Here is a 13,679-nt window from a genome sequence, read left to right on the forward strand (position 1 = left end):
CCCCCCCCCCCCCCCCCCCCCCCCCCCCCCCCGGGGAGGGGTCAGAAGGTCAGGCTCCAGCGGTCGAGGTAGCCGGGGTCGACTGTGAAGATGCCGGGGGTGTTGTCCGTGACCCGCAGCTTCCACGTGCCGTTGGCGGGGACCGCCGAGGCGTCCACGGTGTAGGTGGCGTGCACCTCGCCCTCGCCGGTGTCCCAGTACCAGGGCTTGACCGGGATCTCCGTCCCGTTCTCACTGACCAGGGTGACGACCTGGCCGCCGACCCAGGGGTGGACGAGGTCGATGGTCACCTTGAGGTCGCTGGGCGCGTTGCCCTTGCGGCCGGTCACGATCAGCGGGGACTCGATCGTCTGCCAGTTGGGGATGTCGTAGCGGGCCGGGTTGACGAAGAAACCGCCGCCGGAGGCCAGGACGGGCCACTCGAAGCGCACCGTGCGCTTGGCCTTGTGCTGGGCGGTGTTCTCGACGGTGACGGCCGTCTTGTACGCGCCGGCCTTCTTCGGCGTGCCGCTGATCAGGCCGGTGCGCGCGTCGATGGACAGGCCCTTGGGCAGCCCGTGCGCTGAGTAGGCCAGGCGCCCGGGGACCGAGCCCACCGCCTCGACCTGACGGGTCGTCGGCTGCCCGACGGCCACGGGGCGGGTGGAGGGCGCCGTCACGGCGATGTGGTTGACGAAGCGGGCGCCGACGTTCACGGCGGCCCAGGCGTTGCCGACGGCCTCGTAGGTCTCGCTGCCCTGCCCGAACAGGTCGGCGGCCGCCTGGAGGGTGGCCGCGCGGGCACCGGCGTAGTCGGTGCTGCTCGTCATGTACGTGGTCAGGGCCCGGTACCAGATGTCGGTGGCGTTGGGCAGGCCGATGGGCGCGACCGGCAGGCCGTCGTAGGTCGGGCTGTCGTAGGCGACGCCGTTGATCGTCTTCTTCCCGCTGCCCTCGGAGAGGAGGTAGAAGAAGTGGTTCGCCGGGCCGGAGCTGTGGTGGACGTCCTCCTTCTTCAGGTCGGGGGTCCAGTAGTCCAGCGACGTGCCCTTGACCGGGTCGGCGTCCTTGGAGGGCTGGTCCATGTGACGCAGCGGCTTGCCGGTGCCGCGGACGTCGGCGAGCTCGCCCAGCGTGTAGTCGGGGACGTCGGCGGGGTTGTCCGCGAAGAACTCCACGGCCGTGGCCATGATGTCGCTGGTCGCCTCGTTGAGGCCGCCGGACTCTCCGAGGTAGGTGAGGTTGGCGGTGGCGTAGGTGACGCCGTGCGTCATCTCGTGGGCGGCGATGTCGAGTTCGGTGAGCGGGTGCTCGTTGCCGCGGCCGTCGCCGTACGTCATGCAGAAGCAGCCGTCGTCCCAGAAGGCGTTGGCGAAGTTGTCGCCGTAGTGCACCCGGGAGATGGCTCCGACACCGTTGTCAGCGATGCCGTTGCGGCCGAAGCGCTCCTTGTAGAAGTCCCAGGTCTCGCGCTGGCCGTAGGCCGCGTCCACAGCGGCGGTCTGGCGGTCGGCGAGGGTGCCGTCGCCCCAGACGTCGTCGTCGCCGGTGACCAGCCTGCCGTTGCCGCCGACGCCGGTCAGGTCGTGGGTCCTGTGCCCGCCGCGCTCCGGGTCGGTCAGCTCGTAGACGCCGTTGTTGAAGACGGTGCCGATCTGCACCTGCCCGCTGTACTGGCTGTTGCCGACGCCGGAGCGGATCTCCTCCATGCTCTGGAGCTGCTTGCCGGTCGCGGCGTCGTTGACGACGTTCAGCCGGCTCGGGGTCCCGTCCTTCTGTGTGCCGGTGACGTACGACTGCCACGCGAGGGTCGGCTTGCCGTCGCCGAGGAAGACGACCAGGCGGGGGGCGCCGTCCGCGGCCGGGGTCCCGGTCCCCTCCCTTCCGGCCGCGGCCAGGGCGGACTTCTTCGCCTCGGCGGCGCTGACCGCCGCCTTCGTGCCGGGCACCTCGAGGGGCGCCTGCGACGCCTTGCTGACGGTGCGGCCGTCCGCCCGCTCATGGACGACCAGGTCGCCGCCGATGACGGGCAGTCCGGCGTAGGTGCGCTCGTAGCGCGTGTGCACCGTGCCGTCGGCGTCCTTGATGACGTCCTTGGGTATCAGCGCCTCCTCGCCGCCCAGGTGGAGGTCCCGGGCGGTGGTGGCCCGCCGCTCGGACGCCGCCTCGAGCAAGCGCTCCCGCTGTACGGGGGAAAGGGTGGCCGCGCGCGCCCCGGGCCGGGACTCCGCCGCGATCCTGCGCGGGGCCGTCCCGTCACTCTCGGCCGCGGCGACGGCACCGGTGGCCGGCAGGAGGGGGGTCAGCAGGGCGGCCAGGGTGACGGCGGCGGTCGCCGCCACACGGCCGCGCACGCGGCGGGCGGGAGGGGGGTTCGGCGGGGAAGCGGCGCCCGTGGCGGCGGGATGGTTCGTCACTCGTACAGCTCCTTATACCCGACCGTTCGAACGGCCGCTGGGGGAAGGGGACATCGCCGGCCTGGAGGCCTCGGCAAGGTGACGTGCGAGTGATGCTCGCGCGACGTGCTGGATCGTGTCAGCCTGCCTGTTCCCTGTCACCACTGCGGAGACCAATGTCCGAAAGTCGGTTCGGCGCCTCACCATGGATCGGTTCCAACCCGCCCTCGCCACCTGTCAGTTCATGATCCGAGGCCGCGAAGTGGCACCAGGGGGCGAATAGATCACGCCACGGAAGCGGACACCCCGTCCGGCCCGGAAGATACGGGTCTGGGAGCCTTTCCCCTGATCGGTACGGGCCTGACGGGGTCACCATCGACACCGGGTGGCTCAATACGGTGTCGGAGGCGAGGCATTCGAGCCAGCGGCCGCGGGTGGACGAGGCGCGTGCTACGCGTCCTGGGCGGCCGGGACGGCGTACCCCGCGACGGACGGCCAGCGGACGGTCAGCACCGTCGAGTCCTCCTCCGCCACCCACGAGTGGTCCACGCCCTTGCCCCACACCACGTAGTCGCCCTGGCGGGCCAGTACCACCGATTGCCCGGGGAACTCGACCCGGAACCGGCCGCTGATGAGAATCTGCAGGGCCGTCCGCTCCTCGCCCCGTACCCACTCCCCGCGCTCCTCCCCCGCCGGGTGGAGGCCCCACTTGATCTCCACGGCGTCACTGTGCCGGGGGTCGCCCGCCTCCTTGAAGTGCCCCAGCAGCCACCCCCTGTCGAGCGGTGCGTCCTGACCGGCATTGCCCACGTACACGCTGTCGTCCATGAGGGGACGCTAACACCGCACTCCGGCCGTCCCGACGGCCCGGCAGGACGCCCGCGCCGACCCTCCTCAGCCGTCCTCACCGGGTTCGCCGAGCACCATCTCGGCCGTGACGGCCCATCATTCGTGGCCCCGCCACGCGCCGTCGAGGTACGGGAAGCGCGGGGAGTACCCCTCGCGCTCGAAGCCCAGCCGCTCCACCAGTCTGATCGACGCGACGTCGGCGGGCGGGATGTCGGCCTCCACCCGTGCAGACCGAGGTCGCCGACGGCGTATGCCATCACGAGCCGCAGCCCCTCCGCCAGGTAGCCGCGGCCGGTGGTCGACGCGTAGGCGGCACAGCCCAGCGCACCACTCTGAATGGTGCCCCTGACGATGTCGTCGATGTTGACCGCGCGGACGACGGCGCCCGTCCCGCGGAGGCAGAGCCGAAACCCTCGTACGTCGGGTGGTCGAAGCGCTCGACGTAGGCGGAGAAGACTCCGGGGTGTGCTCCCACCTGAGCACCCAGGGCCCGTCCAGTACGCCGCTCGCCCGGGCGAGCGCGCCGATCTCCTCGTGGTCCCGGACGGTGATCCGGCGGATGGCCCGCCCGGGGACCGTGAGCGAGGAAGGTGTCGTCAGCCCTCGCGCGATCGTCGTACGGCCGGCCCCGCGGAACCGCTTCCCGGCGAACGGCGTTCCCCCGCGGGAGATGGGCGAATGAGCGCGTGCGGCGGGGTCAGAGCGATTCGCCGGGTCGGAGATACCGGTAGCCGTGGTCGGTCTGTTCCGCGAGCCAGCCGTTGACGCTGTCGAGGCCGAACTCGTTGCACTGGCCGTCGTGGACACCGAACGCCCGCCGCGGCGCGACGGCGTTGACGAAGTCGATCACCTCGGTCGTCTTCAGCCAGGACGCCTGGAGCGGCACCATGAGCGTGTCGACCGGCTGCGCGGGCACGTGCAGCGCGTCACCGGGATGGTAGAGGGCGTCGTCGATGACGTAACCCAGGTTCACGCAGTCGGGCCGCCCGGCGTGGATGAGCGCGTGGCGGCCGCCCACCGCGCGCACACGGAAGCCGGCGGCGGTGAACTCCGTGCCGGCGGCGACCCGGACCGACTCCAGCCGCGGGATGTCCGCCCCGGCGGGGGCGTGGACCGGGACGCCGAGCCCGGCCAGGCGGAGCACGTCGACGTGGTCGCTGTGCTCGTGCGTGACCAGTACGGCGTCAGCCCCGTCCAGCGCGGCCGGCTCGCTCCATTCCCCGGGGTCGATGACGAGCACGCGCCCCTCATGCTCGACGCGAACGCAGGCGTGGGTGTACTTCGTGATCCGCATGGCCCCGACTGTAACGCGAGGTGCCGGAGCGCATGGTGGGATCACACCGCACCGCGTCCGAACCCCCTGCGGGAGGGCGCAACGGCGCGCAGTTCTCCCCGCCCTGGACGACACCGCCTCCGCGCACGTCCCGGCCCGCGAGGACGACAACGCGCCGGCCCCTTGTCGTCGAGGAGATCGGGGAACACGCCGTCAACGGAGTCGAGTTCCCCTTGCCGCACGCCATCCTGGGCTGGACCGCTCCATGAGCGGTGACCACCACACCGTCCGCCATGTCGGCGCCGCGCAGGTTCCCGAGGTCTCGGCGGCCCTGGAGCGGCTGGACGGAGCCGGCAGCGCGAGCGGTTCGCAAGGCTCGCCTTCGACGCCGTCGGCCAAGGGCCACCGAGGGTCGCCGCCTCGCCCTCCGAGAACGCCGGCGTGGACAGCTCGGTTGGCAGCGCCCCGCCACGGACCCGTGCGGCGGCGTGTCGGCCTGGCACAGCCGGCCGGCGGCCCGTGCGCCGGGTGAGGCGGCCGCGAGCCGCCTTCTGAAACGTTCTCATCTCGTGGCCCGCACCCACCGCGATGCTCCGGCGCGAACCGCCGGCGATCCACCCCGGCGTCACGGATACCGCCCGCCACCGCCCCCACCACGCCCGTCGAGGTTCGTACCCGCCGGGACCTTGCCCCCGCCAGGGACCCCGATGTAGCCTCCGCATGGATTGAAACGGTTCAATACATTGGGCTCAGCACATCACCGCGTTGCATCTCGGCACTGATCACTCCGGGATGACAGGCACCTCCACCTCTCACTCCGGGAGCTACGGAACCATGCACGACGACAGCAACCGCCCCGAGGGCGGCGGGGTCTCCCGCCGAAGCCTCCTCATCGCCACCGCCGTCGCGGGCACCGCGGTGGCCCTGGCCCCCGCACTGCCCGCTGCCGCCGCCGAGGCGCGGACGGGGAGCGGGGTGGCGGGCGCGGGGGGTGCGGCCGGCGCGTTCGCCGAGCCGGGCAGCGCGGTGCGTCCCAAGTTCCGCTGGTGGTGGCCGGACGGTCTGGTCGACCCCGACGAGATCCGCCGCGAAGTGGACCAGATCGCCGACGCCGGGTTCGGCGGGGCCGAGATCGCGGCCGTCCACCACAGCGTGAAGGACACCGCCGTCCTGGACACCGAGCACCACGGCTGGGGCAGCCCCGCCTGGGTGGCCGGTGTCCACGCCGCCCTGGAGCAGGCCCGCCGGCGGGGCGTCACCATCGACCTGACGATCGGCCCGAGCTGGCCGGCGGCCGTCCCCGGGATCACCCCCGACAGCGAGGCCGCGGTGCAGGAACTCGCCCTCGGCGCCGTCACGGTGACCGCCGGCACGGCCTACTCGGGCCCCGTGCCGCCGCCCGCCGCCGCCCCCGCGTCCGGGGTCACCCGGCAGCGGCTGCTGGCCCTGCTGGCCACCCGGATCGCCCCCGAGAACGCCACCCGCAAGGAGACCGGCCTGGACCGCGCGAGCGTCCAGGACCTCACCGCGCACGTCGCCGCCGACACGGTCGACTGGACCGCGCCCGCCGAGGGCGACTGGGTGCTGACCGCCCTCTGGCAGCGCGGCACCGGGCAGACCCCCGAGGGCGGCCCGCACACCTCGCCCACCGCCTACGTCGTCGACCACTTCAGCGCGGCCGGCACCAGGGCCATCACGGACTTCTGGGAGCGCAAGCTGCTCACCAAGGAGATCCGGGGGCTCCTCAGGTCCGCCGGCGGCGTCCTGTTCGAGGATTCCCTGGAGATCGAGACCAAGGCACTGCCCTGGACCCCCGGGCTGCCCGCCGCCTTCGAGAAGCGCAACGGCTACCCGCTGCTGCCCGTCCTGCCGGTGATCGCGATGAACGGCGGCAACCAGGTCTACGCCTACGACGCCGTCGCGACCCGGCAGATACGCCACGACTTCTGGGACACCGTCAGCGACCTCTACAACACCCACCACCTCACGGCGCTGCGCGACTGGGCGCACGCGCTGGGCCTGGGGATGCGCGCCCAGCCCTACGGACTGCAGACCGACGCGATCAGGTCGGCCGCGCTGCTGGACATCCCCGAGGGCGAATCGCTGGGCTTCAAGAACCTCGACGACTACCGCTGCCTCGCCGGAGGCCGGGACATGGCGGGCCACTCGGTGCTGTCCTGCGAGGCGGGCGCCTACACCGGCTCCGCGTACAGCACCACGTGGAAGAAGTTCCTGGGCACCATGGGCGGCGCCTACGCTGCCGGCGTCAATCAGACAGTCGTGCACGGCTTCTCCTACGCCACGCTGCCCGGGGTGAAATGGCCCGGCTACGCGGCCTTCACCCCCTACAACGGCACCGTCGGCTACGGCGAGTCCTGGGGTCCGCGGCACCCGACCTGGCGGCACGTCAGCGATGTGTCCGGCTACCTGTCCCGGGTGCACCACGCCATGCAGCGCGGCACCTCCCGGATCGACGTCGCGGTCCTCCGGCAGAGCGGCTACACCGCGACGGGGATCGGCGCCTCCTGGTTCACCTCGACGGGCGTGCCGCTCGGCTGGACGCACCAGTTCGTCAGCGGGCCGCTGCTGGACCTTCCGTCGGCGAAGGTCCGCGACGGCAGGCTGGCCCCCGACGGCCCGGCCTACCGCGCGCTGTTCGTCGACGGTGACTTCTTCTCCGGTTCGGCGATCACCCTCACCCTCGAGGACGCACGCCACCTGCTGCGCCTGACGCGGACCGGGCTGCCGATCGTCCTGCTCGGCGACTGGACGACGGTCACGACGACCGGTATGTCGGACGACTCCCGTCTGCAGCAGCTCCGTTCCCTGGTCGCCGAGCTGCTCGCGCAGCCGCGGGTCCGGCAGGTCACCGAGAAGCCCGCGGTGGGCGAGGCCCTCGCGGACCTCGGTCTGGTGCCCGACGTGAGCTACGCCGTCCCCTCGACGCTGCTCACGATGCACCGCTTCGACGAGGGCGTCGACTGGTTCTATCTCGTCAACGGCAAGCACTCCGAGACGGTGAAGCCCCCTGTCGCCGCGATCGACCACGCCGTCACGGTGCGCCGCACCCGCTCGGGCGCGGTGCCCCATCTGCTGGACCCGTGGACGGGTGAGGCCCGGCCGCTGGGCCTGTACGAGCAGGACGGCGACCTGTTCACCTTCCGGGTGGCCCTGCAGCCGTCGGAGTCGATGATCGTGGCCTTCGCGCCGCCGGGACGCTTCCACGGCGAGCCCGGCCGTACGCACGCGGTCACCACGGACGCGGACGACGTGCGCTTCGACGACGGGCGGCTCGTCCTGCGCGCCCGCGCGGCCGGCGCCTACACCACTGCGCTGTCGCAAGGGAGTCCGGTCCGCACCGTGGTCGCCAAGGTGCCCGCACCGCGGGAGGTCACCTCCTGGATCCTTGACGCCGAGGACTGGCGTCCCGGCGCCGACCCGGACCGCACCACCGTCGTGCGGCACCGGGTCGCCCTCGACGCCCTGGCGCCGTGGAACGCCGTCCCGGAGCTCGCCGACGCCGCGGGCATCGGCCGCTACCGCACCACGGTCGAGCTCGACGAGCCCTGGAGCGGCGGCTTCGGCGCCCTGCTCGACCTCGGGGAGGTCACCGACACCTTCCGGGTCACCGTCAACGGGCGCCCGGCCCCCGTCACCAGCCACCTCAACCCCGTGGTGGACCTCGGCGGGCTGCTGCGCCGGGGCGCCAACACGATCGAGGTCGAGGTGGCCACACCGCTGATCAACCGGCTGCGTGTCAGCGACCCGTCCGTGTACGGCGGCGCCGCCTCGCAGCGCACCGGGCTCGTCGGGCCCGTCCGGCTGATCCCGTACGGCGAGGCAGTGGTGGGCCGGGACTGACGGTCCCCCGCCCGCCCCCCCGTCCCCCGCCGTACGCACGGCGGGGGACGGGGGGCACGGGGTTCGACGCCCTCCGAAAGCGGCGACGCCGGGCGCGGCAGCGGCGATCGGCCCCGGCGCGGCGGTGGCAGCAGCATGCCGCTGTCACCGCCGGCGAACGCCTCCCCGCACCCCTGACGCAATCGCGTTGCCGCGGTGCTCGGCCGTGCGCGAGAATCCGGCCCCATGACCTCCGCGATGCGTCACATCACGATCGACTGCTCCGACGCCTACCGCCTGGCGAGCTTCTGGTCCCTCGTCCTGGACCGCCCGCTGCACGAGGACGACAAGCCCGGCGACGCGGAAGCGCTGATCGAGGTCGACGGCAGCCCCGGCCTGCTCTTCGTGACCGTTCCGGACGCCAAGACCGTCAAAAACCGCCTGCACCTCGACATCCAGCCGCAGGACCGCACCCGCGACGAGGAGGTCGAACGCCTGCTGTCGCTCGGTGCGACGCAGCTCGACGACCGGCGCCGCCCCGACGGAACCGGCTGGGTCGTGCTCGCCGACCCGGAGGGCAACGAGTTCTGCGTCGAGCGCAGCGCGGCGGAGCGCTCGGACTGAGCCGGCTCGGCTCCCGCGCTCAGCGCGGCCCCGCCCCGTCGTGGCCGTCCCGCGCGAACCGGTCGTGGTCGCCCAGCACTTCGGCGATGACACGCCGCTCGGTCTCGGCACGGGCCGGGTCGGCGGTGAGGGAGCCGGCGAGCACCAGCAGGGACTTCCACAGGGCCCAGCCGCGGGCACGGGACCAGGTGGCGGGGTCCTGGCGGACCGTGCGGCGGAACGCCTCACGGCTGTCTCCGGAGAACATGGTCCAGGCGATGACCAGGTCGCAGGCGGGATCGCCGACGCCCGAGGTGCCGAAGTCGATGACGGCGGTGAGTTCGCCGCCGCGCACGAGGAGGTTGCCGGAGGCGACGTCGCCGTGGAACCAGACAGGCCGGCCGCGCCATCGGGCGGCCAGGGCGGCGTCCCAGACGGCGCGGGCGCGGGCGGTGTCGACGTGGCCTTCGAGGACCTCCAGGCAGCGGCGGGTCTCCTCGTCGTAGTGGGCGGGCGACGCGCCCCGGTACCAGCTGTGCGGGCCGGCGGCCGGGCCGCCGGACGGGTCGCAGCCCTGGAGCGCGAGGAGGAACTCGCCCACGGCGGCGGCGAAGCGGGGCAGGTCGGGGATGCGTTCGGGGGCGGCCGTCTCGCCCGGCAGCCAGCCGCGTACGGACCAGGGGAAGGGGTAGCCCTCGCCGGGGGCGCCCATCGCCAGGACCGACGGGACGGCGACGGGGAGCGAGGGCGCCAGCTGGGGCAGCCACTCGTCCTCCTTGGCGACCGCGGGGACGTAGCCCTCTGCGGTGGGGAGCCGGACCGTCATGGCGTGGCCGAGGCGATAGGTGCGGTTGTCCCAGCCCTCGGCCTCCACCGGGGTGACGGGCAGGTGGGCCCACTGGGGAAACTGCGCCGCGAGCAGGCGTTCGACCAGTGAGGCGTCGATGCCGGCACGGCCGTCGGGTGGGGTGGTGAGCATCCGGTGATGATCACCCGTCATGTCACCGTGGGCAACGGATTATCGGGCTGTGCGCCGCGGGAGGCCGGCTCCGCGCGCATCAGCGGGGAGCCGCCCGCGCGCAGCCGCCGTGCAGACACGCCCGCTGTCGCTCTGACGGCACGGCAGCACACGGTCCGGGTGGCGTCCCTCCGCGAGCACCGTCGGTGAGCCCTCTGGCCCCCCGCCGGGGCGGCCGTCCGCTTCCGGCGGTCCGCAGGCAGGCACCGGGGCATCGTTCCACGGGCGAGGGTTTCCGAGCAGGTCGGCGACACAAAAGCAACCAAGCGGTCGACGACAAGATGTCTCGCCAGTTCATACGGCTCCCCCGCAGACTGCCCGTCCCGTCCACACCCGCCCATCGGCGGCGGTGGCCGCCTGTCCCCTCGGTCACGGCTGCTCTACCAGGCCGCCCCGTCCGGGGCGGGGCGGAAAGCGGCGGGACCCCGCGGGCCACGGCCCGCGGGGTCCTTGCCGAAGGGGCTCAGACGGCCGCGGCGCCGGCCTGGGCGAGCTCCTGGATGACCTTGATCAGGCCCTCGACGACCTCGGCGTCGTCGGCCGGGTGGGTCTCGGCGAAACGGATCACCGAGCCCGGAATGGAGAGCTTGACGTCCGTGAGGACGGAGGCGCCCGCGATGCCGGCGGCCTTGCGGGCCTCGTCCTGCGCCCACACCCCGCCGTACTGGCCGTACGCGGTGCCGACCACGGCGACCGGCTTGCCCGCGATGACAGCGACTTCGCGCGGGCGGGACAGCCAGTCGATGGCGTTCTTGAGGACGGCCGGGATGGTGCCGTTGTACTCGGGCGAGAAGAGCAGCAGCGCGTCGGCCGCGGCGGCGGCGGTCCGCAGGCGGCCGGCCGCCTCGGGCGCCGCGCCCTCGACGTCGAGGTCCTCGTTGTAGAAGGGGATCTCCGCCAGCCCCTCGTAGAGCGTGATGTCGACGCCCTCGGGGGCGTGCTTCACCGCAGCCTCCGCGAGCTGGCGGTTGTGCGAACCGGCGCGGAGGCTGCCGACGAGGCCGAGGATGCGGACGGTCATGGGTGATCTCCCTGCTGGTGGACGTCTTGAAGCGGACCGCGGTCCGGTTATGTTTGTACCAGCAAAACGGACCGCGGTCCACTTCCACTCCCGGCGCTAGGCTGTGCCCATGACCGAGCCGCCGCGTACCGCCGCCCTCCCCGTGAGCGCTGTCTTCGCCGACTGCGCGCAGCTCTCACTCACGCCGGCGAACAAGCGCCCACGGCTGCGCGCCGACGCGGCGCGGAACCGCCAGCGCCTGCTGGACGTGGCGGCCGAACTCGCCGAAGCGCACGGAATCGCGAACGTGACCATGGAAGCCGTCGCCGTGGCGGCCGGGGTGGGCAAGGGGACGGTCTTCCGCCGCTTCGGCGACCGCACGGGCCTGATGCTCTCCCTGCTCGACCACATCGAGCAGCAGCTCCAGGCGGCCTTCCTCACCGGCCCGCCGCCCCTGGGACCAGACGCCCCGCCGCTGGAGCGGCTGCGCGCCTTCGGCCCCGCCGTCATACGCCACGAAGACGCCCACCGCGACCTCTACATGGCCGTGCGCCGCCAGAACCAACGCTTCGAACCGTCCTACCAGCTCCGGCTCACCCACGTGACACTGCTGCTGCGGCAGATGGGGGCGCCCGGCGACGTCGAGCTGACCGGACACACCCTGCAGGCCTTCCTCGACACCATGCTGATCCAACACCTGCTCAGAACCCGGGGCATGCCCGTCGAGCGACTCGAGGCCGGCTGGTGCGGCCTGGTCGACCGCCTCGCCACCCAGCGATAGCGGGCCGCGGAGTACGCTCGCCGCACAAACCAGGGGGGCATCGATGACACCGCACACCGGCAACGCGGAAGCCGTCACATCGGGGACGGCTGCGAGGCGCCCGGTTTGGGCGCACCCCCGGATGTGGGCGAACCTCGCCATTGGAGTGCCCGCGGTGCTCCCCCTGTCCTGCGCGTGGTGGCTGCTGACGGAGTATCTGCCGATGGACTGCAGGAGCGTGGCGGACTCGTACGCGCCGGGCTTCTCCGGCGACTGCGACTACGGCACACTGGACCACGCGGGCCCCGTCATGATCCTGCTCTTCCTGACCGGCGCCCTCCTTCTGACGGCCGTGCTCGTCGTCGATGTGCTGCTGCCGCACTCCCGGGGCCGCAGCGCACGGCCGTGGCTTGCCGCGACGGTGTTCGTCCCCGTTCCGTACGCGGCACTGGCGGTAGGACTCCACTTTCTGTCGTGATCCCGACAGGCGGCGTGAACCCGCCACCCTCACCGGCCCATCTGAATCGTTCAACTCGCTAGCATGCGGCGGACCTCGGATGAATCCAATGTGAAGGGTCCCCCCTTTGAGACCGCTCTTCCCGGGCCGAACAGGCCTGTCGATCGTCGCGGGTATCGCGGCGACGCTGGTGGCGATCCCACCGACGTTTGCCGCAGAGCACGTCGGCGGCCACGCCACTGCCACCGCCTCGTCGGCGAACGTGGTCCTGACCGGCGGAGCCGCGAAGGCCTCCACCCCGCGCACGGTCACCCTCATCACCGGTGACCGCGTCACCATGACGCCGGGCGGCGACGGCCGCGCCTCCGTCACGGTGGAGGGCCCCGGCGGCCGTCGCGCGGACGCACGCATCGTCACACAGCACGGCGACACCTACGTCTACCCGTTCGCCGCCGAGCGGTACGTGGCGGCCGGGCTGCTCGACACCGACCTCTTCAACGTCACGCGGCTCATCGCCGACGGCTACGACGACGCCCGTTCCCAGGGCCTGCCCGTCATCCTGACCTACGCCTCCGACGCCCACCGGAAGCTCGCGGCGCCCTCCCTCCCCGAAGGGGCCACCGGCGCGCGGGCGCTGACCAGCATCGACAGCACCGCCACCACCCAGAAGCACGACCGGGCGGCGGATTTCTGGGCCGACCTCACCGGCGAGGACGCCCCGCAGACGTCCGCCAGGGCCACGGCGAGCGGACCGGTGCTGACCGGAGGTATACGCAAGGTCTGGCTCGACGGGAAGGTGAAGGCGCAACTCGCCGAGAGCGTCGCGCAGATCGGCGCCCCCGAGGTGTGGGCCAAGGGCGAGACGGGCCAGGGCGTGGATGTCGCCGTGCTCGACACCGGCTACGACCCCGGGCACCCCGACCTGCAGGGCGTCGTCACCGAGTCGCGCAGCTTCGTCCCCGATGAGGACATCGAGGACCACAACGGCCACGGCACCCATGTGGCGTCCACCATCGCCGGCAACGGCGCCGCGTCCGGCGGCAAGGAGAAGGGCGTCGCCCCCGGCGTGCGACTGCACGTGGGCAAGGTCCTCAGCAACGCGGGCAGCGGCACCGACTCGTGGATCATCGCCGGCATGGAGTGGGCCGCGCGTGAGGCCAAGGCCCGCGTGGTGAGCCTCAGTCTCGGCAGCGACCAGCCCTCCGACGGCACCGACCCGATGAGCCAGGCGGTCAACGAACTCAGCGCCGAAACGGGCGCGTTGTTCACCATAGCCGCCGGCAACCACGGCCCCTCCGAGGGCACCGTGGCCGCACCCGGCGCCGCGGACGCCGCGCTCACCGTCGGCGCCGTCGACTCCTCCGACGCCATCGCCGACTTCTCCAGCCGCGGCCCGCGCTTCCGGGACGACGCGGCCAAGCCGGAGATCACCGCTCCCGGGGTCGACATCCTGGCCGCCCGTTCGCGGTGGGCTACCTTCGGGACCGGCCTCTACGCCACCATC

11 protein-coding genes are annotated in these 13,679 nt (G+C 72.7%); 5 read left to right on the forward strand and 6 right to left on the reverse strand.

The genetic code is table 11. The features are described 5' to 3' along the window. Positions 1-41 precede the first annotated feature (41 nt). The 4 genes from AC3ET4_RS28700 to AC3ET4_RS28715 all read right to left on the reverse strand — a co-directional run bounded on the left by AC3ET4_RS28700 (position 42) and on the right by AC3ET4_RS28715 (position 4,518). The gene (locus AC3ET4_RS28700; protein WP_431954520.1) at positions 42-2,396 is read right to left on the reverse strand and encodes a M4 family metallopeptidase; all 2,355 of its coding nucleotides are present in this window, start codon (positions 2,394-2,396) and stop codon (positions 42-44) included. A 429-nt stretch (positions 2,397-2,825) separates the two neighbouring features. Beyond that, positions 2,826-3,203 carry a cupin domain-containing protein gene (locus AC3ET4_RS28705; RefSeq protein WP_431954522.1) on the reverse strand — a complete coding sequence of 126 codons (378 nt, stop codon included), beginning with the start codon at positions 3,201-3,203 and terminating at the stop codon, positions 2,826-2,828. A 117-nt stretch (positions 3,204-3,320) separates the two neighbouring features. Further along, positions 3,321-3,446, reverse strand: a complete 126-nt coding sequence (locus AC3ET4_RS28710; protein WP_431954524.1) for a GNAT family N-acetyltransferase — start codon at positions 3,444-3,446, stop codon at positions 3,321-3,323. 475 nt (positions 3,447-3,921) lie between these two features. Next, positions 3,922-4,518 carry an MBL fold metallo-hydrolase gene (locus tag AC3ET4_RS28715; RefSeq protein ID WP_431954526.1) on the reverse strand — a complete coding sequence of 199 codons (597 nt, stop codon included), beginning with the start codon at positions 4,516-4,518 and terminating at the stop codon, positions 3,922-3,924. A gap of 813 nt (positions 4,519-5,331) precedes the next feature. On the opposite strand from AC3ET4_RS28715, the gene AC3ET4_RS28720 reads away from it, so the two are divergent. Together AC3ET4_RS28720 and AC3ET4_RS28725 are read left to right on the forward strand one after the other, a co-directional pair. After that, on the forward strand, positions 5,332-8,358 hold the full coding sequence (locus tag AC3ET4_RS28720; protein ID WP_431954528.1) for a glycosyl hydrolase: 3,027 nt from the start codon (positions 5,332-5,334) through the stop codon (positions 8,356-8,358). Between the two features lie 225 nt (positions 8,359-8,583). Then, the gene (locus tag AC3ET4_RS28725) at positions 8,584-8,961 is read left to right on the forward strand and encodes a VOC family protein (RefSeq protein ID WP_431954530.1); all 378 of its coding nucleotides are present in this window, start codon (positions 8,584-8,586) and stop codon (positions 8,959-8,961) included. A 19-nt stretch (positions 8,962-8,980) separates the two neighbouring features. Here the strand turns inward: AC3ET4_RS28725 and AC3ET4_RS28730 are convergent, their stop codons facing one another. After that, positions 8,981-9,919: an aminoglycoside phosphotransferase family protein gene (locus tag AC3ET4_RS28730; RefSeq protein WP_431954532.1), complete on the reverse strand. Its 939-nt coding sequence runs from the start codon at positions 9,917-9,919 to the stop codon at positions 8,981-8,983. 502 nt (positions 9,920-10,421) lie between these two features. Beyond that, positions 10,422-10,979: an NAD(P)H-dependent oxidoreductase gene (locus tag AC3ET4_RS28735; RefSeq protein WP_431954534.1), complete on the reverse strand. Its 558-nt coding sequence runs from the start codon at positions 10,977-10,979 to the stop codon at positions 10,422-10,424. Between the two features lie 109 nt (positions 10,980-11,088). Here AC3ET4_RS28735 and AC3ET4_RS28740 point away from each other — a divergent pair, with 109 nt between their 5' ends. The 3 genes from AC3ET4_RS28740 to AC3ET4_RS28750 all read left to right on the forward strand — a co-directional run. Next, entirely contained in the window at positions 11,089-11,739 is a 651-nt protein-coding gene (locus tag AC3ET4_RS28740) for a TetR/AcrR family transcriptional regulator (protein WP_431954536.1), read from the forward strand. 154 nt (positions 11,740-11,893) lie between these two features. Further along, entirely contained in the window at positions 11,894-12,196 is a 303-nt protein-coding gene (locus tag AC3ET4_RS28745; protein WP_488175969.1) for a hypothetical protein, read from the forward strand. Positions 12,197-12,302: 106 nt separating this feature from the next. Next, a partial coding sequence (locus AC3ET4_RS28750) for a S8 family serine peptidase (RefSeq protein ID WP_431954540.1) occupies positions 12,303-13,679 on the forward strand: 1,377 nt, incomplete at its 3' end.

This window comes from Actinacidiphila sp. bgisy167 (assembly GCF_057707665.1).